The sequence below is a fragment of the Streptomyces sp. NPDC044704 genome, from assembly GCF_056433525.1.
In genome coordinates, this window is the sequence record NZ_JBWKGY010000036.1 from 12,907 (window position 1) to 36,605 (window position 23,699).

At 70.0% G+C, this 23,699-nt stretch carries 18 protein-coding genes; 11 read left to right on the forward strand and 7 right to left on the reverse strand.

Annotated features, from left to right (window positions below):
- Positions 1 to 21: 21 nt before the first annotated feature.
- Positions 22 to 2,169: a potassium-transporting ATPase subunit KdpB gene (gene kdpB, locus AC07B0_RS39425; RefSeq protein ID WP_478900485.1), complete on the reverse strand. Its 2,148-nt coding sequence runs from the start codon at positions 2,167 to 2,169 to the stop codon at positions 22 to 24.
- Between the two features lie 205 nt (positions 2,170 to 2,374).
- Positions 2,375 to 4,288 carry an APC family permease gene (locus AC07B0_RS39430; RefSeq protein WP_478900486.1) on the reverse strand — a complete coding sequence of 638 codons (1,914 nt, stop codon included), beginning with the start codon at positions 4,286 to 4,288 and terminating at the stop codon, positions 2,375 to 2,377.
- Between the two features lie 455 nt (positions 4,289 to 4,743).
- Here AC07B0_RS39430 and kdpF point away from each other — a divergent pair, with 455 nt between their 5' ends.
- From kdpF to AC07B0_RS39460, 6 genes are all read left to right on the forward strand, one after another.
- The gene (gene kdpF, locus AC07B0_RS39435; RefSeq protein WP_037860493.1) at positions 4,744 to 4,833 is read left to right on the forward strand and encodes a K(+)-transporting ATPase subunit F; all 90 of its coding nucleotides are present in this window, start codon (positions 4,744 to 4,746) and stop codon (positions 4,831 to 4,833) included.
- 4 nt (positions 4,834 to 4,837) lie between these two features.
- Positions 4,838 to 6,502 (forward strand): potassium-transporting ATPase subunit KdpA, encoded by a 1,665-nt coding sequence (gene kdpA, locus AC07B0_RS39440; protein ID WP_478900488.1) that lies wholly within the window; start codon positions 4,838 to 4,840, stop codon positions 6,500 to 6,502.
- Positions 6,499 to 8,598, forward strand: a complete 2,100-nt coding sequence (gene kdpB, locus AC07B0_RS39445; RefSeq protein ID WP_469384539.1) for a potassium-transporting ATPase subunit KdpB — start codon at positions 6,499 to 6,501, stop codon at positions 8,596 to 8,598. The genes kdpA and kdpB (AC07B0_RS39445) overlap by 4 nt, the downstream gene beginning before the upstream one ends.
- A 6-nt stretch (positions 8,599 to 8,604) precedes the next feature.
- The gene (locus AC07B0_RS39450) at positions 8,605 to 9,321 is read left to right on the forward strand and encodes a potassium-transporting ATPase subunit C (protein ID WP_478900490.1); all 717 of its coding nucleotides are present in this window, start codon (positions 8,605 to 8,607) and stop codon (positions 9,319 to 9,321) included.
- Positions 9,322 to 9,445: 124 nt separating this feature from the next.
- On the forward strand, positions 9,446 to 10,129 hold the full coding sequence (locus tag AC07B0_RS39455) for a response regulator (protein WP_356882088.1): 684 nt from the start codon (positions 9,446 to 9,448) through the stop codon (positions 10,127 to 10,129).
- A gap of 4 nt (positions 10,130 to 10,133) precedes the next feature.
- The gene (locus AC07B0_RS39460) at positions 10,134 to 12,680 is read left to right on the forward strand and encodes a DUF4118 domain-containing protein (RefSeq protein WP_478900491.1); all 2,547 of its coding nucleotides are present in this window, start codon (positions 10,134 to 10,136) and stop codon (positions 12,678 to 12,680) included.
- Positions 12,681 to 12,783: 103 nt separating this feature from the next.
- Here the strand turns inward: AC07B0_RS39460 and AC07B0_RS39465 are convergent, their stop codons facing one another.
- Together AC07B0_RS39465 and AC07B0_RS39470 are read right to left on the reverse strand one after the other, a co-directional pair.
- Positions 12,784 to 13,356: a snapalysin family zinc-dependent metalloprotease gene (locus AC07B0_RS39465; RefSeq protein WP_356882092.1), complete on the reverse strand. Its 573-nt coding sequence runs from the start codon at positions 13,354 to 13,356 to the stop codon at positions 12,784 to 12,786.
- A 261-nt stretch (positions 13,357 to 13,617) separates the two neighbouring features.
- Positions 13,618 to 14,589, reverse strand: coding sequence for an ArsR/SmtB family transcription factor (locus tag AC07B0_RS39470; RefSeq protein ID WP_469384535.1), 972 nt, complete (start codon positions 14,587 to 14,589; stop codon positions 13,618 to 13,620).
- 56 nt (positions 14,590 to 14,645) lie between these two features.
- On the opposite strand from AC07B0_RS39470, the gene AC07B0_RS39475 reads away from it, so the two are divergent.
- The 4 genes from AC07B0_RS39475 (at position 14,646) to AC07B0_RS39490 (ending at position 18,599) form a co-directional block, all read left to right on the forward strand.
- Positions 14,646 to 15,467 carry a class I SAM-dependent methyltransferase gene (locus AC07B0_RS39475; protein WP_478900492.1) on the forward strand — a complete coding sequence of 274 codons (822 nt, stop codon included), beginning with the start codon at positions 14,646 to 14,648 and terminating at the stop codon, positions 15,465 to 15,467.
- Positions 15,468 to 15,779: 312 nt separating this feature from the next.
- Positions 15,780 to 16,343, forward strand: a complete 564-nt coding sequence (locus AC07B0_RS39480) for an SMI1/KNR4 family protein (protein WP_478867126.1) — start codon at positions 15,780 to 15,782, stop codon at positions 16,341 to 16,343.
- 495 nt (positions 16,344 to 16,838) lie between these two features.
- A complete protein-coding gene (locus AC07B0_RS39485; protein WP_478900493.1) occupies positions 16,839 to 17,843 on the forward strand; it encodes a terpene synthase family protein in 1,005 nt (334 codons plus the stop codon).
- Between the two features lie 9 nt (positions 17,844 to 17,852).
- Positions 17,853 to 18,599: a hypothetical protein gene (locus AC07B0_RS39490; protein WP_478900494.1), complete on the forward strand. Its 747-nt coding sequence runs from the start codon at positions 17,853 to 17,855 to the stop codon at positions 18,597 to 18,599.
- Positions 18,600 to 18,687: 88 nt separating this feature from the next.
- On the opposite strand, the gene AC07B0_RS39495 is transcribed toward AC07B0_RS39490, so the two are convergent.
- Both AC07B0_RS39495 and AC07B0_RS39500 read right to left on the reverse strand, forming a co-directional pair.
- Entirely contained in the window at positions 18,688 to 19,113 is a 426-nt protein-coding gene (locus AC07B0_RS39495) for a hypothetical protein (protein WP_478900495.1), read from the reverse strand.
- Positions 19,114 to 19,248: 135 nt separating this feature from the next.
- Complete coding sequence (locus AC07B0_RS39500; RefSeq protein ID WP_478900496.1) at positions 19,249 to 20,556, reverse strand: PP2C family protein-serine/threonine phosphatase; 1,308 nt, start codon at positions 20,554 to 20,556, stop codon at positions 19,249 to 19,251.
- A gap of 349 nt (positions 20,557 to 20,905) precedes the next feature.
- Between AC07B0_RS39500 and AC07B0_RS39505 the strand changes: the two genes are divergently transcribed.
- Positions 20,906 to 21,973 (forward strand): hypothetical protein, encoded by a 1,068-nt coding sequence (locus AC07B0_RS39505; protein ID WP_478900497.1) that lies wholly within the window; start codon positions 20,906 to 20,908, stop codon positions 21,971 to 21,973.
- 165 nt (positions 21,974 to 22,138) lie between these two features.
- Here the strand turns inward: AC07B0_RS39505 and AC07B0_RS39510 are convergent, their stop codons facing one another.
- Complete coding sequence (locus AC07B0_RS39510) at positions 22,139 to 23,518, reverse strand: serine hydrolase domain-containing protein (protein ID WP_478900499.1); 1,380 nt, start codon at positions 23,516 to 23,518, stop codon at positions 22,139 to 22,141.
- Positions 23,519 to 23,699 lie beyond the last annotated feature (181 nt).

The window sequence follows — 23,699 nt, forward strand, 5'->3', positions numbered from 1 at the left end:
CGCCGACGGCGGGGGCGGAATTCACCCGAGCCCGGGGATGGTGGAGACCAGCAGGTCGATGGCCTTGATGCCGACGAACGGCAGGACGAGGCCGCCCAGGCCGTAGACGGCGAGGTTGCGGCGCAGGAGGTCGTGGGCGGAGGCGGGCCGGTAGCGGACGCCGCGCAGGGCGAGCGGGATGAGGGCGATGATGATCAGGGCGTTGAAGATGATCGCCGAGGTGATGGCGGACAACGGGCTGTGCAGGCCCATGATGTTGAGCGCCTCCAGCCCCGGATAGGCCGCGGTGAACATGGCCGGGATGATCGCGAAGTACTTCGCGACGTCGTTCGTGATCGAGAAGGTGGTCAAGGCTCCCCGGGTGATGAGGAGTTGCTTGCCGATCTCGACGATCTCGATGAGTTTGGTGGGGTTGGAGTCGAGGTCCACCATGTTCCCGGCCTCCTTTGCGGCCGAGGTGCCGGTGTTCATCGCCACGCCGACGTCCGCCTGGGCGAGGGCCGGGGCGTCGTTCGTACCGTCGCCGGTCATCGCGACCAGCTTGCCGCCCGCCTGCTCCCGCTTGATCAGCGCGAGCTTGTCCTCGGGGGTGGCCTCGGCGAGGTACTCGTCGACGCCGGCTTCCTGCGCGATGGCCTGGGCCGTCAGCGGGTTGTCGCCGGTCACCATGACCGTACGGATCCCCATCCGGCGCAGCTCCTCGAACCGCTCGCGGATGCCGTCCTTGACGACGTCCTTGAGGTGGATGATGCCGAGGACGCGGGGCCCGTCCCAGTCGTGGACGGCCACCAGCAGGGGTGTGCCTCCGGAGGCCGAGACCTCGTCGGACCACTGCTGTGCCTGCGTCGGTACGGTCCCGCCGCGCAGTGCCACCCACTCGGCCACCTGCGCGGCCGCGCCCTTGCGGATGGCGCAGCCGGCCCCGTTCGCCCAGCTCAGGTTGATGCCGCTCATCCGGGTACGCGCGCTGAACTCCTGGAAGCGCGGGTTGCTCAGGTCCTCCTCGACCGCCGCCTGGAGCCCGTACCGCTGGGCCAGGGCGATGACGGAGCGGCCTTCGGGGGTCTCGTCCGCGAGGGAGGCCAGCTGGGCCGCGTCCGCGAGCTTGACGGGGTCGACGCCGGGGAGCGGGACGAAGGCGACGGCCTCGCGGTTGCCGAGGGTGATGGTGCCGGTCTTGTCGAGGAGGAGGGTGTTCACGTCCCCGGCGGCCTCGACCGCGCGCCCGCTCAACGCGACGACGTTGCGCTGGACGAGGCGGTCCATGCCCGCGATGCCGATGGCGGAGAGCAGGGCGCCGATGGTCGTGGGGATGAGGGTGACGAGGAGGGCCACCAGGACGGTGGTGGTCTGGGCGGCGCCCGCGTACGCGGCCATGGGCTGGAGCGAGACGACGACCAGGATGAAGATCACCGTGAGGGCGGCGAGCAGGATGTTGAGGGCTATCTCGTTCGGCGTCTTCTGCCGGGACGCGCCCTCGACCAGGGCGATCATGCGGTCCATGAAGCTGTGCCCCGGGCGTGAGGTGACGCGTACGACGATCCAGTCGGACAGTACGGTGGTGCCGCCGGTGACGCCGCTGCGGTCGCCGCCGGACTCCCGGATCACCGCAGCCGACTCGCCGGTGACAGCGGACTCGTCGACCGCCGCGGCGCCGTCGATGACGTCGCCGTCGGCCGGGATCAGCTGCCCCGCCCGCACCAGTACGACGTCCAGGGGCTGGAGCCGGCCGGGGTCCACGGCTTCCGTCTCGGCGTGCCGCGGGTTCGTCCCGTACGTCCAGTGGCGCAGCCGCAGCGCGACGGTGTCCGTACGCGCCTTGCGCAGCGACTCGGCCTGGGCCCGGCCCCGGCCTTCCGCGACGGCCTCGGCAAAGTTCGCGAAGATCACCGTCAGCCAGAGCCAGACGCTGATCACCCAGGTGAAAACGGACGGGTGGATGAGCGCCGAGAGCGTGGTCAGTACGGAACCGACCGCCACCACGAACAGCACCGGTTTGCGGACGAGTGCGCGGGGATGCAGCTTGCGTACGGCCTCGCGGAAGGAGGCCGCCGGCCGGATCGACTCCAGCAGGGGACGCGGGGCCGGGCGCCTTCTGGGCGGCCGGTTGACCGGTGCCCGCGACGGCGAGGGGACGGGAGGTGTCTGCCGGGTGGCAGCGGGAGGCATCGGGAGACCTTCTGGTGGGATCGGCTTGGCCGGAACGAGGGGTGCACCGCCGGGGACCCGTCCCATGGGGGACCCCCTCCGGCTCGTCGTGTGACGTTGGGGTCCCCGGCGGTGGAACGGTGAGGAACCTACCGGGCTGTGCACGGTCAACGGCCCCTCTCCGCACGTTATTTGTGCCCTCTTAACGGCTGTGCACCTGATCCCGTCAGGGTCTCGTGAAGGACGCGTCAGGGACCTGCGGTTCGGCCGGGGCCGCGCCGAGGCGGAAGCGGAGGCGGCAGATGACGGCGTCGGTGTCACGGCGGACGGCGTGGGCGACGACGGAGCCGCGCTGGTTCTGGAGGATCCGCTGCCAGAGGTGTGCGGGTTCGGTCTCCGGGATGAGGACGGTGATCTGGGCGTCCGGGTGGGTCTGCGCCAGCTTCCGTACGTAGCCGGAGACCGGGCGGCCCAGGGAGCGCGTCTCGGAGGTGACCTCGACGAGGTCCACGCCGGGGTTCCACAACTCCCAGTCCCGGCGCAGGGCTTCGGCGGCGGAGCGGTCCTCGGCCGCGGGGTGGGTGACGGTGACCGCGAGGACCTCGTCGCCCAGGGAGCGGGCGGCGGTGAGGGCCTGGCAGGTCAGGCGCGACAGGCCGGATACGGGGACCACGACGAGCGAGCGCGCCCGGTGCGGGGGCTGCGGGACGCGTCCCAGTTCGAGGCGCTCGCCGATCTGCGCGTAGGCCCGGTTGACCTTCTCGAAGCCGAGGACGATCAGCGGCAGGGCCAGGACGATCAGCCAGGCACCCTCGGTGAACTTGGTCGCGGTGACCACGACTGCGGAGACGCCCGTCAGCAGAGCCCCGAAGCCGTTGAGGGTGGCCTTGGTCTGCCAGCCGCGCGGGCGTTCGCCGTACCAGTGCCGGACCATGCCGACCTGGCAGATGGTGAAGCCGACGAAGACGCCGATGGCGAAGAGCGGTACGAGGGTGTTGGTGTCGCCACCGGAGAAGGCGAGCAGGGCCGCCGAGACGAGGGCCAGCCAGACCACGCCGTGGCGGTGGACCTGCCGGTCGGCCTTGAGCGCGAAGAAGTGCGGCAGGTGGTTGTCCCGCGCCAGCAGGCTCATCAGGACCGGAAGCCCGCCGAAGGAGGTGTTGGCGGCGAGCGCCAGCAGCACCATCGTCGCGAACTGGACGACGTAGAAGGCCGCGTTGTGACCGAACGAGGCGTCCGCGAGCTGGGCGAGGACGGTCACGCCCTCCACCGGCTGGAGGTGGAAACGGCCGATCAGGACCGACAGGCCGATCAGCATCACGCCGAGCAGGGAGCCGAGGGCCACCTCGGTTCGCTGGGCGCGGCGGGCGGCCGGCGCCCGGAATGACGGTACGGCGTTGGCGACGGCCTCGACACCGGTCAGCGCCGAGCAGCCGGCCGCGAAGGCCTTCAGCAGCAGGAGCGCGCCCACTGCGGTGGCTCCCTCCCCGAGCGCGGAGGCGTGCCCGGCGGCGGAAGCCGTACTGGCCGGGCCGTCGCGGAACAGCCCGACGGTGATCATCGCCAGGATCGACCCGACGAAGAGCGCGGTCGGGACCAGGAACGCCTTCGCGGAGTCCACGACCCCGCGCAGGTTCACGGCCGTGACGAGGACCAGGACCGCGAGACAGATCCACACCCGCTCGCCGTGCAGGCCGGGGAAGGCCGAGGTGAGCGCGGCGACACCGGCGGTGACGGACACGGCCACGTTCAGGACGTAGTCGAGGATCAGCGAGGCCGCCGCGACCAGGCTCGTACGCCGGCCCAGATGCCGCTTGGCGACCGCGTACGAGCCGCCGCCGTCCGGGAACGCCGCGATCACCTGCCGGTACGAGGCCACCAGGACCGCCAGCAGGGCGGCGATGGCGAGCGTGACCGGGAGCGTGAAGCCCATCCCGTAGGCTCCGGCCGCCGCCAGGACCAGCACGATCGACTCGGGTCCGTACGCCACCGACGCCATCGCGTCGAGCGACAGCGCCGCCAGGCCCTGGACGGCGGTCAGCTTGTGCCGCTCCCCGGCTCCGCCCGCGCGGGTGTCGGGGGGCTCCTCCTGGCCCGGCGCCTGAGCGGCCTCGGGTGGTTTCCGTACGTGAATGGCCATGTCGCGGGTCCCTCCGTATGAGCAAAGTGAGGACAGCGTCGAAGCCGCGAGATCAGGCCACCAGCACCCTTGGCGCGTTCCATACGCGCGCCCCGCCACTCTTCACGCGTTCCGTACGCGCAGGTGGGAGCGACGTATGAGGTGCGTCAAGAGGTGCGGGCGTGTGTTGCGCCGACGCTGTGGAGGGGGCAGGTGCGAGGTCCGCGTCGGGGCTGGTCGGGTCGTCGACGGCCCTCCCGTATGGGCGGCGTTAAGGGTTCCGGGGAGCCCGTATGGAGCCCGTCAAGGCGTCTTAACACCGGGGTGAAGACACGGTTATCTCGTCATCAGCCAACTGGCTGATTCATCTCTTCCCACTTCACTCAGGAGCTCACGATGGCCGATCTGGCCTTCGTCGTCACCACGGTCGCGGTGTTCGCGCTGGTGGCTCTCATCGCCCGGGGGGTGACCAAGCTGTGACTGTCGAGAACGTCGTCGGCCTCGTCGTGGCCGTCTCACTGCTCGGTTACCTCGTCCTCGCCCTCGTGTACCCGGAGAGGTTCTGAGCAGATGAGCCCCGTAACCGCTGGTGTGCTCCAGTTGCTCGCGCTGATCGCCGCGCTCGCGCTGGCCTACCGTCCCCTCGGCGACTACATGGCCCGGGTCTACTCCTCCGAGAGGCACTACCGCCCGGAGAAGTGGATCTACAAGGCCATCGGCGCCAACCCGTCGGCCGAGATGCGCTGGCCCGCCTACCTGCGAGCCGTCCTCGCCTTCTCCGCCGTGAGCGTGCTGTTCCTCTACGGCATGCAGCGCCTCCAGGGCAGCCTGCCGGGCTCGCTCGGCTTCGTGTCGATCGACCCGGACCAGGCCTTCAACACCGCCGCCTCCTTCGTCGCGAACACCAACTGGCAGTCTTACTACGGCGAGCAGGCCATGGGCCACGTCGTCCAGACGGGCGGCCTGGCGGTGCAGAACTTCGTCTCCGCCGCCGTCGGCATGGCCGTCGCGGCCGCCCTCGTACGGGGCTTCGCGCGCTCCCGCACCGGTGAACTCGGCAACTTCTGGGCCGACCTGGTCCGCGGCACCGTCCGCATCCTGCTCCCCATCTCCGTGATCGGCGCGATCGTCCTGGTCGCCTGCGGGGTCATCCAGAATTTCGCGGGCATCCACGAGGTCGGCCAGTTCACGGGCGGCACGCAGCAGTGGAACGGCGGGGCGGTGGCCTCTCAGGAGGTCATCAAGGAACTCGGGACGAACGGCGGCGGCTACTTCAACGCCAACTCCGCCCACCCCTTCGAGAACCCGACCCCCTTCACGAACCTCTTCGAGATCTTCCTCATCCTCGTCATCCCGTTCGCGCTGACCCGGACCTTCGGCCGCATGGTCGGCAACCTGCGCCAGGGCTACGCGATCCTCGCGACCATGGGCGTCATCTGGATCGCGTTCACGGCTCTGATGATGTGGACCGAGTTCGCCCACCACGGCCCGGCGCCCGACGTCGCGGGCGGTGCCATGGAGGGCAAGGAGACCCGGTTCGGGATCGGCGGTTCGTCGATCTTCGCCGTGGCCACGACGCTGACGTCGACCGGCGCGGTCAACTCCTTCCATTCTTCCTACACGGGCTTCGGCGGCGGCATCACCATGCTGGGCATGCAGCTCGGCGAGATCGCCCCCGGTGGCGTCGGCTCCGGTCTCTACGGAATGCTGATCATGGCGATCATCGCGGTGTTCATCGCCGGCCTGATGGTCGGCCGCACCCCGGAGTACCTGGGCAAGAAGATCGGCACCCGCGAAATCAAGCTGGCCGCCTGCTACATCCTCGTCACCCCGGCTCTCGTGCTCTGCTTCACCGCTGCGGCGATGGCCCTGCCCACCCCGGGCAACTCCATGACGAACGCCGGCGCGCACGGCTTCTCCGAGATCCTCTACGCCTACACGTCGGGTGCCAACAACAACGGCTCCGCCTTCGCGGGTCTGAACGCCGACACCCAGTGGTTCAACAGCACCATCGGCATCGCCATGCTGCTGGGCCGCTTCCTGCCCATGGTGTTCGTCCTCGCGCTCGCCGGTTCGCTGGCCGAGCAGAAGCCCGTGCCGGAAACGGCGGGCACCCTGCGCACCGACAAGCCGCTCTACGCGGGCCTGCTCGTCGGCACGATCATCATCATCACCGGACTGACCTACTTCCCCGCCCTCGCGCTGGGTCCGCTCGCTGAAGGGCTCGCCTCATGAGCACCGTCACCCCCACCCGTGCTCCGCACGAGGACATTCCCACCGGGCACAAGCCCACGACCGGCCGCGTCGGCGGGGGGCTGTTCGATCCCAAGGCGCTGCTCAAGTCCTTCCCGGACGCGGTGCGCAAGCTCGACCCCCGCATCATGATCAAGTCCCCGGTCATGTTCGTGGTCCTGATCGGCTCGGTCGTCACCACCGTGCTCGCCGTCAAGGACCCGACCGACTGGTTCGGCTGGGCGATCACTGCCTGGCTGTGGCTGACGACGATCTTCGCCAACCTCGCCGAGGCCGTGGCCGAGGGCCGCGGCAAGGCCCAGGCCGACACGCTGCGCAAGGCCAAGACGGACACCGTCGCCCGCCGCCTCAACGGCTCGGCGGAGGAGCAGGTCCCCGGCACGGAGCTCCGTATCGGCGACCTGGTGGTCTGCGAGGCCGGCGACGTCATCCCCGGTGACGGCGACGTCGTCGAGGGCGTCGCCTCGGTCGACGAGTCGGCCATCACGGGCGAGTCCGCTCCCGTCATCCGTGAGTCGGGCGGCGACCGCTCGGCCGTGACCGGCGGCACGAAGGTGCTCTCCGACCGGATCGTCGTCAAGATCACGACGAAGCCCGGCGAGACCTTCATCGACCGCATGATCGCCCTCGTCGAAGGGGCCGCACGGCAGAAGACGCCCAACGAGATCGCGCTGAACATCCTGCTCGCCTCGCTGACCATCGTCTTCCTGCTCGCCGTGGTCACCCTGCAGCCGTTCGCGATCTACGCGGGCGCCGAGCAGTCGATGATCGTGCTCACCGCGCTGCTGGTCTGCCTGATCCCGACCACCATCGGCGCCCTGCTCTCCGCCATCGGCATCGCGGGCATGGACCGCCTCGTCCAGCGCAACGTCCTGGCCATGTCGGGCCGGGCCGTCGAGGCCGCGGGCGACGTGTCGACCCTGCTGCTCGACAAGACCGGCACCATCACCCTCGGCAACCGCCAGGCCTCCGAGTTCGTCCCGGTCAAGGGCACCACGGACGCCGAACTGGCCGACGCCGCCCAGCTGTCGTCGCTGGCGGACGAGACCCCCGAGGGCCGCTCCATCGTGGTCCTCGCGAAGGAGAAGTACGGGCTGCGCGAGCGCGGCCAGGGCGAGCTCGGCGGCGCCGAGTGGATCGCCTTCACCGCCCAGACCCGCATGTCGGGCGTGGACGCGGACGGCAAGCAGACCCGCAAGGGCGCCGCCGGCTCGGTCATCACCTGGGTGCGGGAGCAGGGCGGACAGGTCTCCGACGACGCCGACACCCTGGCCAACCGGATCTCGGAAGCCGGCGGCACGCCGCTCCTGGTGGCCGTCAAGGACGAGCGCGGCGCCCGCGTCCTCGGTGTCATCCACCTCAAGGACGTCGTCAAGGAGGGCATGCGCGAGCGGTTCGACGAGCTGCGCCGCATGGGCATCAAGACGGTCATGATCACGGGCGACAACCCGCTGACCGCCAAGGCCATCGCCGAAGAGGCGGGCGTGGACGACTTCCTCGCGGAGGCGACTCCCGAGGACAAGATGGCCCTCATCAAGCGGGAGCAGGCGGGCGGAAAGCTCGTCGCGATGACCGGCGACGGCACCAACGACGCCCCGGCCCTCGCCCAGGCGGATGTCGGCGTGGCGATGAACACCGGCACCTCGGCCGCCAAGGAGGCCGGGAACATGGTGGACCTGGACTCCAACCCCACCAAGCTCATCGAAATCGTGGAGATCGGCAAGCAGTTGCTGATCACGCGGGGCGCGCTGACGACGTTCTCCATCGCCAACGACGTCGCCAAGTACTTCGCGATCATCCCCGCGATGTTCGCGGTGGTCTACCCGGGCCTCGACAAGCTCAACGTCATGGGCCTGACCTCGCCCGAATCGGCGATCCTTTCCGCCGTCATCTTCAACGCGCTGATCATCATCGCGCTCGTGCCGCTCGCCCTCAAGGGCGTGCAGTACCGGCCGACGAGCGCCGACAAGATGCTCCGCCGCAACATCGGGATCTACGGACTCGGCGGCCTCGTCGCCCCGTTCATCGGCATCAAGCTCATCGACCTCCTCATCTCCCTCATCCCCGGAATCGGCTGATCTGCGATGAACAACTCTGTGGGCAACACCGCACGCCTGATCGGCGCCGGCCTGCGGGCCCTGCTGGTCCTGACGGTCATCTGCGGCGTGATCTACCCGCTCGCCGTCACCGGCATCGCCCAGGCCCTGTTCAACGACAAGGCCAACGGCTCGGAGATCAAGGACAAGAGCGGTCAGGTCGTCGGCTCCTCCCTCATCGGGCAGAGCTACAACCTGCCGAAGAACGACCCGGACGACGCCGAAGAGGCCGCGAAGCCGGACCTCAAGTGGTTCCAGCCGCGCCCCTCCAACGGCCTCGGCAGCAACAGCGTGAACACCCAGTACTCGCTGATCCTCTCCGGCGCCACCAACCGGTCCGCCGACAACGGCGCCGTCAACGGTCTGTGCACGGCGGGCGCGGAGGAAGGCACCCTGTGTGCCCAGGTCGTCGCCGCCAAGGAGTCGGTCGTCACCGACAACTCCACGGCCTCCTACGAGGTCAAGCCCGAGGACGTGCCGGCCGACGCCGTCACCTCCTCCGGGTCCGGCCTCGACCCGCACATCTCCCCCGCATACGCCGGGATCCAGGTACACCGGGTCGCCGAGCGCAACAAGCTCGACGTCAGGCAGGTCGAGAAGCTCGTCGCCGACCACACCACCGGCCGCACCCTCGGCTTCATGGGCGAACCCCGCGTGAACGTCCTTGAGCTCAACACCGCGCTCAAGGCACTGACCAAGGGCTGACGTTCCCCCGAACAGGGGTCTGGAGCCGACGTGGCGCGAAGCTCCCCCAGCGAAGGCTGGGAGGTGCCCACCGCGCCCCGCCGGCTCCGACCCGTATCCACCGAAAGAGGAGGGCCCCACACCGATGATCAAGGTGCTGGTGGTGGAAGACGACGCCCAGCTCGTCCGTGCGCTCAAGATCAACCTCGAGGCGCGGAAGTTCGAGGTGGAGACGGCTTCCGACGGGCACCGGGCCCTGCGCCTGGCAGCCGTCCGCAAGCCGGACGTCATCCTGCTGGACCTCGGCCTGCCCGACATGGACGGCATTGACGTCATCAACGAGGTGCGGGAGACGAACGGCGTGCCGATCCTCGTCCTCTCCGCACGTCACACCTCCGAGGAGAAGATCCGCGCCCTCGACGCGGGCGCCGACGACTTCGTGACGAAACCGTTCAGCATGGACGAGCTCCTCGCCCGGCTACGGGCCGCCGTCCGGCGCCGCGAGGTGTCGGCGCCCGCACCGGAGATCGCCGTGGTCACGACCGAGGACTTCACCGTCGACCTGGTGGCGAAGAAGGTCCTGCGGAACGACCGCAGTGTGCGGCTGACCCCCACCGAGTGGCATCTCCTGGAGATCCTCATCACGAATCCGGGCCGGCTGATCAGCCAGCGGAAACTGCTGCTCGACGTCTGGGGGCCGACGTACTCCGAGCACACCAACTACCTGCGGGTCTACATGGCCCAGCTCCGGCGCAAGCTGGAAGCGGACCCCTCGCACCCGAGATACCTGATCACCGAGCCCGGCATGGGCTACCGCTTCGAGGGATGACGTCATGGGACGCGGCAAATTCCGTATCTACCTGGGCTCGGCCCCCGGAGTCGGCAAGACGTACGCGATGCTCTCGGAGGGCCACCGACGGGTGGAACGGGGCACCGATGTCGTGGTCGCCTTCGTGGAGCACCACCACCGTCCGCGCACCGAGGTGATGCTCCACGGGCTGGAGCAGATCTCCCGGCGCGAGCTGGAGTACCGCGGTTCCGCGTTCACCGAGATGGACGTGGACGCGGTCCTCGCCCGCCGGCCCGCCGTCGCCCTCGTGGACGAGCTCGCACACTCCAACGTGCCCGGCTCGCGCAACACCAAGCGCTGGCAGGACGTGGAGGAACTCCTCCAGGCCGGCATCGACGTCGTCTCGACCGTCAACATCCAGCACCTGGAGTCCCTCGGCGACGTCGTCGAGACGATCACCGGGGTGCGGCAGCGGGAGACCGTGCCGGACGAGGTGGTCCGCCGCGCCGACCAGATCGAGCTCGTGGACATGTCACCGCAGGCCCTGCGCCGCCGCATGGCCCACGGGAACATCTACAAGCCCGACAAGGTCGACGCGGCCCTGTCCAACTACTTCCGGCCCGGAAACCTCACCGCCCTGCGCGAGCTGGCCCTGCTCTGGGTCGCCGACCGCGTGGACGAGTACCTCCGCGAGTACCGCGGTGAGCACAACATCCGCACCACCTGGCAGGCCCGCGAGCGCATCGTCGTGGGCATCACCGGCGGGCCGGAGGGCCGGACCCTCATCCGCCGCGCCGCGCGCCTCGCCGAGAAGGGCTCGGGCGGCGAGGTCCTCGCCGTCTACATCGCCCGCAGCGACGGTCTGACCGGCGCGTCTCCGAAGGAGCTCGCCCTCCAGCGGACCCTGGTCGAGGACCTCGGCGGCACGTTCCACCACGTCATAGGCGACCACGTACCCGACGCCCTGCTGGAGTTCGCCCGCGGCGTGAACGCCACCCAGATCGTCCTCGGCGTCAGCCGCAGACGCTCATGGCAGTCCGTCTTCCGCCCGGGCGTCAGCGCCACCGTCGCCCGCGAATCCGGCCCGGACCTCGATGTCCACATCGTCACGCACGACGAGGCCGCCAAGGGCCGCCGCACCCTGCCCGTCGCACGCGGCGGGCGGCTCGCCCGACCCCGCATCATCTGGGGCTGGCTGACCGGGATCGCCGGCCCGGCCCTGCTCACGCTGCTGCTCAGCCAGGTCGTCCCCGAGCTCGGGCTCGCCAACGACATGCTGCTCTTCCTCACCTGCACCGTGGCGGCGGCGCTCCTCGGCGGCCTGCTCCCCGCTCTCGCCTCGGCCGCCTTCGGCTCCCTGCTGCTGAACTACTACTTCACACCACCGCTCCACCAGCTCACCATCTCCGACCCCAAGAACATCGTCGCCATCGCGATCTTCGTCGGCGTGGCCGTGTCGGTGGCCTCCGTCGTCGACCTGGCCGCCCGCCGCACCCACCAGGCCGCCCGGCTCCGCGCCGAGTCCGAGATCCTCTCCTTCCTCGCCGGCAGCATCCTGCGCGGCGAGACCGCCCTCGACGCCCTGCTGGAGCGGGTCCGCGAGACCTTCGCCATGGAATCCGTCGCCCTGCTGGAGCGCGGTACGGAGGTCGACCCGTGGACCTGCGCGGGCAGCACCGGACGGAATCCGGTCGCCCGCCCGGAGGACGCCGATGTCGACATGCCCATCGGCGAGAACATGGCGCTGGCCCTGACCGGGCGGGTCCTGCCCGCGGAGGACCGCCGGGTGCTCGGCGCGTTCGCCGCGCAGGCCGCCGTCGTACTCGACCGTCAGCGCCTGGTCGACGAGGCGGAGGAAGCGCGCCGCCTGGTCGAGGGCCACCAGATCCGTACGGCGCTGCTGGCCGCCGTCAGCCACGACCTGCGGACCCCGCTCGCCTCCGTCAAGGTCGCCGTCACCTCGCTCCGTTCCACCGACGTGCAGTGGTCGGACGAGGACCGGGCCGAGCTCCTGGAGGGCATCGAGGACGGCGCCGACCGTCTCGACCACCTGATCGGGAACCTCCTCGACATGTCCCGCCTCCAGACCGGGACCGTCGTCCCGATCATCCGGGAGACCGACCTCGACGAGGTCGTACCGATGGCCCTGGCCGGCGTGCCCGACGCCGGCGTGGTCCTCGACATCCCCGAGACGCTTCCCATGGTCGCCGTCGACCGCGGTCTGCTGGAGCGGGCCGTCGCCAACATCGTCGAGAACGCCGTCAAGTACAGCCCCGACGGTGCGAGCGTCCTGGTGGCCGCCAGCGCCGTCGCCACCCGGCTCGAAGTCCGCGTCGTCGACCGCGGACCCGGAGTTCCCGACGAGGCCAAGGACCGGATCTTCGAACCGTTCCAGCGGTACGGGGACGCCCCCGGAGGCGCCGGGGTGGGCCTCGGCCTCGCCGTGGCGAGGGGTTTCCTGGAGGCCATGGACGGCACCCTGACCGCCGAGGACACCCCTGGCGGCGGCCTGACGATGGTCCTCACCCTGCCGCTGAAGGAGGGGGCACCGCAGGCACTCCCCGACCTGCCGGCCGGGGCCACGACCTGATCCCGAAACCCCAATAGGAGTGCGGCAGTGGACCGGCACGGTCGCCCTCCGGGAGTCGCGTCCCGGCCGGGCCCCCGCACCGGCCCACCCGCCGTCCCGATGGTCAGGGGGCGTCGACGAGTACCCGGCCGTCGGTCGGCACGATCGCCGCGAGCCCGTTCGCGTACGCGTTCTGCACACGGGACCGCTCGGTCGCGTTGGGCACGGCGTTGGTGCAGGCCGTCCCGGCACTTGACCCGGACATCAGCTGGGCGCACGGCCCCGGCTTGGTGTCCGGGAGGCCCAGGCTGTGGCCCAGCTCGTGCGCGGCGATGCGCGTCTTGTCGTACCCCTGGCTCACGGCCTGCGCGCCCAGTTCGACTCGCACCTGCCGCCCGGGACGGACCGGGCCGAGGGTGGCCTGCGGCCAGCCGGTGGTGGCCACGATGACGATCTCGGCCCGGACCCCAGGCGCGGCCTCCACCAGCCGTACGTTGCTGACGTTCGCGTTCCAGGATGCGACCCCGGCCGCGATGGCCGCTTCCCAGCCGACGGCCCGGCTGTCGTCGTACCGGAGCGTCACGACCGCTGCGGTGGCGTCCGGTACGGACGTGGGTGCCGCGGTCGCGGCGGTCGCCGCCGCCAGGACGAGCGCGGCGGCGGAGGTGCCGGCTTTCAGCCAGATGCCCAGAGACATGGTGGTCTTCCTTCACGCGTGGGGGACCCGGCCCCTCGGCGGAACCGGGGCACTGGAGACGCCGCCACCGCCCGCCTGTGGTCCGCACGTTCGGACAGCCGCCCCTCCGGAGCCCTAAGAAGGTAGCCCCGCACCCCGCCAACCCGTCATGCACCTGCCAGCCATTTCCGGCGGGCACTCCGGCCGGTGCCCGGTCAGCGGGCGGCCCCTTCCAGGGGGCTGGGCGCCGTCGCGGCGAATCCACTGTGTGCCGGGCGCACATCACGCCAGCAATTGGTCGCCGAGGGGGCTCCGCAGGTAGAGGACGAGGTGTCCCTGCCGGGCCCGGGTGACCAGTCCCGCGCGGTGCAGGACGCCGAGGTGCTGGCTCACGGTGGCGGGGCTGAGGCCCAGCCGTCGGGCCAGTTCGGTCGTGCTCGCCGGCTGTGCGAGCAGGCCGATGACGCGGGCGCGGGTGCGGCCGAGGAGGTCGGCCAGGGCTGCGGGCGGGGCGGTCGTGTCGGTGTGCCAGACCGTGGCGAGGCCGCGGGCGGGATACCAGATCCGGGGTGGCAGGGCGAGGTCGACGACGGTGACGGCGTGGTCGCAGAACAGGGAGGGCGTGAAGGTCACCCCGTTTCCGTCGACCGCCAGGTCGTGCCGCTGACCGGGAAAGGCGTCGACGGCCAGGGTGCCGTTGCCCGAGTGCCAGCGCAGACCGGGGTCGATGTCGGCGAAGAGCACGGCGGCTCCCCCGTCGGTGAGGCGGCGTGCGCGGTGGAGGATGTCGGCGCGCAGTACGGCGTACATCCGTGGCCAGTGCGGGGCCATGATCAAGAGCCAGTAGGTGTGCAGGGCATCGGCGATCCGCTGCAGGAGGCCGTGGGGATCCGTACGTGCCTGCCGCAAGAGCGGGTGCAGGGGGTGGCCGTCGGCAGCCTGGAGGAGTTCGCGTGTGACGCGCCGCGTCGAAGTGGTGCGCAGTGCGGCGAACTCGTCGTCGATATCCGTGCTCGGCGTCGGGGGGTGGGGGGTGAGGAAGTCGGGGATGAGCCGGGTGGGCCCGACCAATGCCTGCAGGAGGGGCCAGTCGACGTGCCGGAGCAGCGGGGCGGTCTGTCGAAGCAGCGGATCGTGCGCGGCGTAGCGGACGGGGCTGCGCCAGGCTCGCAGGCTCTGGACGGTCTCTTGCAGAGGTGAGCAGGCGAAGCGGACCGAGGCCAGGTCTTCCACATCGAGCCGGAGCAGCAACATTCGGCCCAGACTAAATGTCTCGCTCCGCTGGTGATCGAGGTGGTGGGATCCGGCGCATGACTGCTTCTCTCTCCGGGGGTAACCCGGACGTGGCGACGTATGACCGTATCGGCTTGGGATACGGGCGCGTCCGTCGACCGGACCCTCGTCTGGCCGATCTGATCCGCCAGGCGCTGGCCGGGGCGCGCACCGTCGTCAACGTCGGTGCCGGTGCCGGCTCGTACGAGCCTGACGACATGGAGGTCACCGCGGTCGACCCGTCGCAGGTCATGCTCGATCAGCACCAGGGCCCGCGCAAGGTTCGGGCTGGGGCGGAGAGCCTGCCTTTCGAGGACGGTGCGTTCGATGCGGCGATGGCGATCATGACCGTGCACCATTGGCCCGACCTGCGACGTGGCCTGGCCGAGCTGCGGCGTGTCTCCGATCGCCAGGTGGTCTTCACGTGGGATCCGCAGCACCTGCCCGAGCTGTGGTTGATCGAGGAGTACCTGCCTGAGATCCGACAGCTCGAACACGCACGCTTCACACCGCTGTCCACCGTGGTGGAAGCCCTGGGCGTGCATACCGTGCTGCCCTTTCCCATCCCGCACGACTTCACCGACGGCTTCCAGATCGCCTACTGGCGGCGTCCCCAGTTCTACCTGGACCCCGTTGTCCGAGCCGCGAGTTCGACGTTCGCCCAGCTTCCCGCGTCCGTGGTCGAACCGGCGATCGCGAGACTGCGCGAGGACCTGGCCTCGGGAGCCTGGCACCGGCGCCACTGCGATCTGCAGACCCGGGAATCCGTCGACTACGGCTACCGCTTGCTCATCGCGGGGCGGGCTCAGCGTCCGACGGGAACCGGTGCGGATGTCCGTACACGGTCAGCAGGCGAATGACGCCGCCGTGTCCGGTGCGCTCCGGCCGAGGTGGGCAGGCCGCTGATCGGAGCGGCCTGCCCAGGCGCTGCTCGGGCTTGCCCGGCAGACGTGCCTGGTGGTCGGTCCGTCCACGCCCGGGCAGCGGCAGCCAGGAAGTACCTCCCGTGGGCCGGGGGCGGTGCATGCCCGCGGTCGTCGATCACGGCGACCAAGCCTCGGAGAGCGTGAGCAGGGTACTGGTTCCCGGGCCGTGGAGCCCGATGCGGATCTTCGCCTGTCCTGCCGACCCACCCCACGGGCAGTCGCCAGGGGTCCAGTAGCGTCCGTTGCATGATCACCTTCGATGCCCTCGTCCGCCTCTGCCCGCCGCCCGCCGACCCGCCGCCCGCGGTGGACTGGGCGCAGGCCGAGCACGCCCTGGGTACGGCTCTGCCCGCCGACTACAAGCAGCTCGTCGAGACCTACGGCGACGGCATCTTCGACGACACGATCTGGCTGCTCGTCCCCGACTCCGCCCACAGCGACTGTGACCTGCACGCGCAGACGACGGAACGGGACGAGATCCTGACCGGCCTGTGGGAGTTCGAGCCGAAGCCCGCCGGCCTGCTGGAGGCGGGGGCGCGGGTCCTGCCCTGGGCGTTCGAGGAGGGCACGGGGGCGTTCCTGTACTGGCTGGCACGGCCCGGTCAGCATCCCGACGAGTGGAGCGTGCTCTACAACGAGGGGCGCGGTCCCCTGTGGGAGCAGCACGACATGGGGTGCCTCGCCTTCCTGCTGGCGGTGCTGACGGGAACGGCGGAAACGGAGTACTTCGGCCACCTCCACGAAGTGCTGAAGCCCACGGAGCACCGCTTCGCGACGGCCGACCGGACCCTCGGCACGTCTCAACGCTGACCCCGTCCGGCCTCTCCCGATGGCCTGGTGCAACGCCGGCGCACCGAACGCCGTGCCTGGCCGGGCACGAGGGTGGGATCACCCAAGTCGTGCCCTGAGGTACGGTCTTCCGGTGATGTACCTGATCGGCGGACCACCACGGGTGGAGCCGATGACACCACCTACCGGAAGATCGCCGCGTGGGTCAGGGACCAGAGCACTGCCCTGCGTGAAGCGTGTGCGGCCAGCGGCCAGCGGCCAGCGGCCAGCGGCCAGCGGCCAGCGGCCATGTCTACGTCGACCTGGGGAACGGTCACATACCAGGGCTCGAACGGGCGTATTCCGCACTGGTCAACCCTTAGTCGGCTGAGCTGCCCGGCCTCATCCGTCCGGGGCTCTTTTGCCGTGTCCCGGGTGTGCCGCGCACCCTCACAGGGCACTTTGCGGGTAGAGGCCGGCGTTCAGGACGGGACAGGAAACACCGCTATGGGAGCCCAGACGTTCACCATTCCCCCTGTGCGGACCGGCTTTCGCTGGCGCATCAACCCCCACCACTGCGCCGAGATGGACGCCGACGCGAACGCGTGGGCGTACGGTCTGTTCAGCGACGACCCGCGCGTCCCGGCTCCCGTGCATGCCGACAACTACACGACGTGGGCGGCGCTGTGCTTCCCCGACGTGGACCCCGACCTGCTGAACCGTTGGTGCCGCTTCAACGCCCTGTACACGTTCGCTGAGAACAGGCAAGAGGCCCTGTACGGGACGAGCGACGCCGGGAGCGCTGAAAGGGTATGGGCACGCACGGTCACACTGCTGTTGCGGCAGTCCCACACTGACGACGTGTTCGCCGCCGGCGACTGGGGCGACGGACTGCCCCGCTCCTACCTGGCGACGGCCATGACGATCGCCGAGAGGCTCCCGGAATCGCTGGCGCGGTACTTCCTGCGGCGTCTCGCATCCATGGCGCAGGCGCAGTACCAGGAAACCCACATGATCCGCTCGCCCCGGATGGGGTGGGGCGAATACCTGGAGTACCGGCACGTCAACTTCGGTGTCCCGCTGTTCACCGCAACCCTTCCCGCGCTGATGGAGCGGAACCTTTCTGCGCCTGAGTGGGAGTCCGCCGGGCGGGAGCGGCTCGACCGGCTGACGGCGCATCACTGCTGCCTCGTGAATGACCTGTACTCGTTCCGGAAGGAGTGGAACGACAGGAACGGCAAGAAGGCGCACGTCCAGGCTGTGTCGGTGCTGCAACACGTGTACGGCCTGGGCCTTCAGGAGGCTCTGGACAAGCTCGTCGAGACGATCGAGGAGACGGAGCGGCAGTACGTCGGGCTGCGCTCGCGCTGGGCCCTCACCGCGGAAGCCGACGAATACTGCGACCGCCTGGAGGACATGATCGCGGGGAACCTGCGCTACCACCAGATCTCGCCCCGATTCCACGGGAGCGGGTTCGAGGGTGTGTTCACGGGCGGGGAACTGAAGGTGACCGGAACACCGATCTCTCAGTCTGGGGGCTAGGTTTGGCCCGTGAACCACAGCAGTTCCACGGCCGGAGTGCCCCGCGAGCCTGGCTTGCCGCCCTACCAGGCAGTCCTGGCGGAGACTGACTGGGGTTCGCTCCAGACGGCTTTCGGGAACGGTGCACGCCTTCCCGAAGTCCTGGCACGGTTGCTGGAGCCTGATCCCAGAGTGCAGGTCACCGCTCTGTCAGAACTGGGGGAGCTGGTCGGCCACCAGAACGGCATCTACGAAGCCACCGCCCCCGCCGCCCTGTATGTCGCCGGTATCCTCGCCCACCCGGCGGCCATGACCCTCCGGCCGTATCGCGACGTCCCCATCCGCGCGACATGGTTGAACTGGTTGGCTTCCACGGTCTACGACGTGTCCGACGAGACGGTCGACCGCACCGAGCAGTACTTCCCTGGTTTCCTCGCCCACAACACCACGCTGGCAGCCTTCCGGGACCTGCGCCCGACGCTCTATCGAGCCGTCGTGCCCTTCCTGCAGGACAGTCACGAGGACGTGCGCGAAGCCGCCGGCCTCGCCGCGCTCGTCCTCGCCGAACACCCCGCGCTCGCCCAGTACCGCGATCACCTCGCCGTGCACGCGCGCCGCATCCTGGACACCAGCAGCGACGAGGCCAACCGGCGCGTTGCCTGGAAGGCCCTCGGAACATGGGGCCACGACGTCACCGGCATTGAACCTTTCCAGGAGACGGTTTGGGACTGCGGGCCACACAGCGATGGCCGCGGCGATCTCGAACCTCCCTTCTGACCGACCGGGACGCGGGACAGAGCTGCCGGCGCGGCTGCGTGATCGGCACTGGCGCGTGATCGGCACTGGCGCATCACGCTGGTCGCACTCAGCGCCCTCCGAGCCATCGCGGGCGCCGGTGGCCCACGGTCAACGGCGTGCTGGCGCGCTGGTCGTCGCCGAGACCACGTGTGGCTTCCGCTCGTGCCTCGTCGCGCTGGTGGATGAGGTCCTCGCGTTCACGGTCGGTCACCTCGCTCTCCCGCTTCGATGTGACGGATCCGCTCTGGCGGGCGAGGCGGCTGCGGCGGGATGCCCGCCGGGCGGCCATCATGATCATGACCAGTCCGAGGATGCCCGCGGCGCCGACGACGATGCCGTAGAGGAACAGGGCGCCGGTCGAGCTGGTCACGTGGTAGCCGAAGACGGAGAAGTCGTCGGTGAGTGCGTGGGCGCTGCCGAGGTTCGCCATGACCCCGGCCACGGCGAGGATCAGAGCTGCGATGAGGATGACGAGTCCGAGGATGAGGATCATGGCGTACTCCCTGCCGGCGCGTCGAGGGGCCGCCGGCTCGGGGGGCGCCTACCCGCGGGGGGCCGGGCCAAGCACCCGTCTCCCCCGTTGCCGGCGCCCGGTCCCCGTCAACCGTCGTCGGGGCCGCCTGGCGCGTTACGCGCCCTGGTGATGGCCCGGGAGGGGCTGTCCCGTCGTCGACGGTCGTGACGCGTCGGTGAGGTCGGCGCCGGTGGCGGCGTCCCGCTGGGAGTCGCCCATCCCGTGCCAGTCCAGGCACATGACGGTCGCGTCGTCGTCCAGACGGCCGTCGCCGGCGTCGACGATCGCTCCGATGAGGGTGTGGGCGGCCTCGCGGGGATGCAGGGCGCGACTGCGGATGATCAGGTCGGACAGATCGAGGCCCTCGGCGTTGCGCTCCAGCATGCCGTCGGTCAACATCACCAGCCGATCACCCGGCCGCAGGTCCAGCGACTGCACCCGGTAGGTGTTGCCCTGCGCTGTCTGGACGTTGAGACCAAAGGGGCGATCGACCTTCGGAACGATCTGCTGTACCTCCCCGTCGCGCATCCGCAGCGGCCAGGGATGCCCGGCGTTGACGAACTCGGTGGTGCCGTCGATCAGGCTGATGCGCAGCAGTTGGCCGGTGACGTAGCCCCCGTGGCCGTGGTCCCGCATCGCCTGGTCGGCCTGGCGGGCCTGTTCGGCGAGGCCGGCGCCTGCCCTTCGAGCCCGCCGCAGGGCACCTACCACCAGGGTGGCGAGCAGCGCCGCCTCGACGTCGTGACCCATGGCGTCGGTCACCGACAGCTGGACGGTGTCCCGGTCGATCACATAGTCGAAGGTGTCACCCCCGACGTGGTCGGCGGGCTCCAGCGCCCCGGCCACCGCGAACTGGGCCGCCTCGCACGCCAGCGACGCCGGGAGCAACCGGTGCTGGATCTCCGCGGCCAGGCTCAGCGGCTTGGTGCGTCGGCCCCACTGGTACACGTCGGTATGGGACCGGTTCGCGATGACGATGTACGCCAGGGCGTGCGCGGTCTCGCCGATCTCGCGCATCACTTCCGCGCCCGGTGCGGAGGGCAGGAACAGCTCGAGCAGGCCGAGGGCGTCCCCACGGTTCGTCACCGGCGCGACGACCCGCACCAGGTCGTTCGCGCCCCCGTCCTCCACCTGCGGCCGCTGGGTGCGGATCACGTCGTCGTACAGCGTGCCCCGCAGCGGGATGCGCCTGGCCGGCTCGCTGGTCTCGACGCTCCCCGCGGCCCCCAGCCGCACGACGGAGCCGCCGGAAAAGTCAGTGATCAGGAACGACACCGATGCGGCTCCGAGGTGGTCCCTGAGCATGCGCGCGACCACGTCGAGCGACTCGACGGGCGCCGCGGCCTCCGCTGCTTCCAGTGCCCCCGCCAGAGTCGTCGCCCGACCCCGCAGGCTTCCGCCCACGAGAGGACGACCGGCCATGCTGCCGCCTGGCTCTCCTGCGGTCACAGCGACCCCCTGGTGCTCGATGCCGGCCGGGCTCCGCCCCGATCGCGCGAAGAGCCGCGCCGAGGCGGCACCGTACAGGTCACATTGCACCACGAGAGCCCCGGAGAACCGCTGAGCCTGCACGGCGGCAAAGCCATCACGCGCCGGTCTCCGCCATGCCGACGGAGGGCACCCTGCCGAGCGACCAGCATGTCGGCCTGCGCTCCCGCGACGCTGGACGGCAGCGGGGCGACGCCGCGTGTCGCCACCCCGGCCAGCCTTGCGAAGACCTAGCCGTGACAGCTGTTTGGGTGATCACTTCAAGATCTGCAAGGGTTGGGGAATGAGCAGACGAGACGACGTGTGGGAACTGATCCACCTCATCAACAGGAAGATGGAAAGCGCGGCCGCTTCCGGCGATATGGGCACGGTCATCCTGACGCCAGGCGATCTTCCGGAAGTGGTGCAGCTCGACGCGATACTCGCCGAGGGCGACGCGGACATCGACGTCAGCTTGACGGCCGTCGCGCAGCACCTGCTGGGAAGGCTTCGCTGGTACCGGTCTCGGCTGGTGCCCGAGGGCCAGGGGCACGCCGACTACGACGCCGCGCTGGACTTGTTCGAGCTGCCGTTCGTCATGGGGCTGGACGACATACCGGAGCCCATGCTCCCCACGCTCGCGGAGCGGATGGTGCCCATGGCCGGCTCATTCCAACAGGGGGCGTCCGAAACGAAGGACCCGGCCAGGATCGAGAGCTCGCTCGTCCTGTCCCGGCAGATCGTGACCCACCTCGATCCCGATCACCCCTTCCGGCCCGGAATGATGGCCAATCTGGGCCTCATGCTGCTGCTCCGGTTCGAGAACGGCGGCTCGGCGGAGGACCTCGACCAGTCCATCGATCTGCTTGAGACAGCGCTGTCCAGTGCCGTCGACCAGCGGGAGGCCATTCTCTCCACCCTGGTGCAGGCGCTCCGGCGCCGGCTGGCGGCCACGGCCGATCCGGCGGATCTGGACCGGGTGATCGAATGCTGTGAAGCCGGTGGCGCGGTGGCGTCCGTCGACGACGATCACGCGGTCAAGTGGCTGAGCAGCTTGGGAGACTCTCTGCTCAACCGCTTCGAACGCGCCGGGGCCGGCTCCGATCTGGACCGGGCGATAGACGTCATGAGGCGGACCCTCGACGCCGACCGTGCTCGCCTCCTCGACCCCGTCGCGGTGAAGTACGACCTCGCTTACGCCCTGTCGCGCCGCTTCGACCGCGCCCGGTCGATGACGGATCTCACCGAAGCGATCGACGTCGCCAGGTCCGCCGTGGAGGCCGCCGGCCCCGACCACGTCTTCCGCGCCCCGACGCAGGACCTGCTGGACGCCATGCTGAGGGCGAACGCCTCACTCCGCTCCGCCCCATGACCTGCCGGATGTCCTGCAACCAGGCGATGGAACTCGCCTGGTTGGGGGCATGGACGTTACGACCCTCTGCTCGAGCGGGGAGCTTTCCCGGTGGCCCGGCCTGCCCGTGAGGACCATCCGGTGTTCCGTGGGGCGGCCCTTCAGACAGGGCCGCCCTGCCGTCGTTCAGGCCCGGACCCGGGTGAACAGCCGGCCGGCGAGGTCGGCGCCTGCGACCGTGCCGCTGTCGTCGCGGTTGAAGAAGCCGCGCTGCCCTTGGAGACCGCCGCTGGTGACGATGTACTCGTCCTCGTCGCCGGGCAGTAGCCCGAGACGGGCCGGCGGGAGGTCCGGCGGCAGTTGCGTGTCCGTCGCCGCCCGGATCTCCGGCTTGATGTCGCAGGCGATCGTCAGCTCGGCTCCGTCCGTGGCGATGGTCAGTGTCATCAGCTCGTTCGCGTAGCTCCCGACGACCTCCCGGGCCCGCACCTCGTCGTACGGAAGGGGCTCGGGCTCCCGCTCGACCACACCCAGGTAGGTCTCCAGCACCCAGCGGACGACGGCCTGGTTGAAGGCGAGCCCGGCGTCCGGGCCGGCATTGGACGCTGTGACGACGGCGAAGTTCCGCTCGGGCACCATGAGCAGATCGACGAACTGGCCGTTGACCGAGCCGCCGTGCCCGACGGTGCGCACACCGTCCACGTCGCGCAGGAACCAGCCGATGCCGAAGGCGTCGGCGAGCGAGCTGCCCCGCAGTTCGACCGTCGGCTCCTGCTGCCGCAGCAGCAGCTCGGCGGGCAGCACACGCTCACCGCTTTCGGCGCGGCCGTCACCGAGGTGGAATCGTGCCCAGCGCAGCTGGTCCGCCACTGAGGACACGCCGCCACCGCCAGGGTTGTTGGCGCGGGTGTCCTTCCACTGCCGGACGACGGTCAGCGTTCCGTCCTCGCCGAGGTTGTGCCCCACCGCGAAGCGCCGGGTCATCGCATCGGCGGGCGCGAAGACGCTGTCGGACAGGCCGAGCGGCTCGAGGAGGAGGGTGCCGACGGCCTGCTCGTAGGTCAGACCCGTGACGTTCTCGATGATCCGCCCGGCCAGGTTGTAGCCCATCTGGCTGTAGGAGGCTCGGGCGCCGGGCGACGCGATCAACTCCGACTCGGCCATCTTCGCCACGTACGCGGCCAGGGCGTCGTCTCCCTCACCGGTTTCGACGCTCAGCCTCCAGTCCAGTCCGGCGGTGTGGTTGAGCAGCTGCGAGACGGTGATTTCCGCCGCGGCCTGCTCGTCGCTGAGCACGAGCTCGGGAACGTATCGACGAACCGGCGCGTCCAGTTCGACGCGCCCGTCCCCGACCAGGCGCATCAGCGCGGTGGCCGTCCAGGGCTTCGTGACGGAGCCCAGCACGAACAGCGTCCGCTCGTCCACGGGCAGGGGGTTGTCGACGCTGGTCACGCCGTGGCAGGCGTACACCTCCCGGCCGTCCCGCCACACCCCGACGGCAGCGCCGGGAATCCCGAACTCCTTGGCGGTCGACTCGACGAATCCGCGCAGCACCTCGTACGACATCCCGTTCCCCTTCCCCTCGTCTTCCCCTCGTCGCCGCGACCTCCCCAGCGACTTGCACTTTGTTCAAGAGGAAGGTACGACACGACTTGAACTAAGTGCAAGACCATGCCTGAACTTCGCGCGAGCCGGGGTCTAGCTGCGAGAAGTCCGGCGTCGTCGGTGAGCAAGCGGTCCAGACGGC

Bases quoted from the DNA above. Each gene is read 5' to 3' on its own strand.
- kdpB (WP_478900485.1), bottom strand. From the start codon at position 2,169: ATGCCTCCCGCTGCCACCCGGCAGACACCTCCCGTCCCCTCGCCGTCG.
- AC07B0_RS39430 (WP_478900486.1), bottom strand. From the start codon at position 4,288: ATGGCCATTCACGTACGGAAACCACCCGAGGCCGCTCAGGCGCCGGGC.
- kdpA (WP_478900488.1), top strand. From the start codon at position 4,838: ATGAGCCCCGTAACCGCTGGTGTGCTCCAGTTGCTCGCGCTGATCGCC.
- kdpB (WP_469384539.1), top strand. From the start codon at position 6,499: ATGAGCACCGTCACCCCCACCCGTGCTCCGCACGAGGACATTCCCACC.
- AC07B0_RS39450 (WP_478900490.1), top strand. From the start codon at position 8,605: ATGAACAACTCTGTGGGCAACACCGCACGCCTGATCGGCGCCGGCCTG.
- AC07B0_RS39455 (WP_356882088.1), top strand. From the start codon at position 9,446: ATGATCAAGGTGCTGGTGGTGGAAGACGACGCCCAGCTCGTCCGTGCG.
- AC07B0_RS39460 (WP_478900491.1), top strand. From the start codon at position 10,134: ATGGGACGCGGCAAATTCCGTATCTACCTGGGCTCGGCCCCCGGAGTC.
- AC07B0_RS39465 (WP_356882092.1), bottom strand. From the start codon at position 13,356: ATGTCTCTGGGCATCTGGCTGAAAGCCGGCACCTCCGCCGCCGCGCTC.
- AC07B0_RS39470 (WP_469384535.1), bottom strand. From the start codon at position 14,589: ATGTTGCTGCTCCGGCTCGATGTGGAAGACCTGGCCTCGGTCCGCTTC.
- AC07B0_RS39475 (WP_478900492.1), top strand. From the start codon at position 14,646: ATGACTGCTTCTCTCTCCGGGGGTAACCCGGACGTGGCGACGTATGAC.
- AC07B0_RS39480 (WP_478867126.1), top strand. From the start codon at position 15,780: ATGATCACCTTCGATGCCCTCGTCCGCCTCTGCCCGCCGCCCGCCGAC.
- AC07B0_RS39495 (WP_478900495.1), bottom strand. From the start codon at position 19,113: ATGATCCTCATCCTCGGACTCGTCATCCTCATCGCAGCTCTGATCCTC.
- AC07B0_RS39500 (WP_478900496.1), bottom strand. From the start codon at position 20,556: ATGGCCGGTCGTCCTCTCGTGGGCGGAAGCCTGCGGGGTCGGGCGACG.
- AC07B0_RS39505 (WP_478900497.1), top strand. From the start codon at position 20,906: ATGAGCAGACGAGACGACGTGTGGGAACTGATCCACCTCATCAACAGG.
- AC07B0_RS39510 (WP_478900499.1), bottom strand. From the start codon at position 23,518: ATGTCGTACGAGGTGCTGCGCGGATTCGTCGAGTCGACCGCCAAGGAG.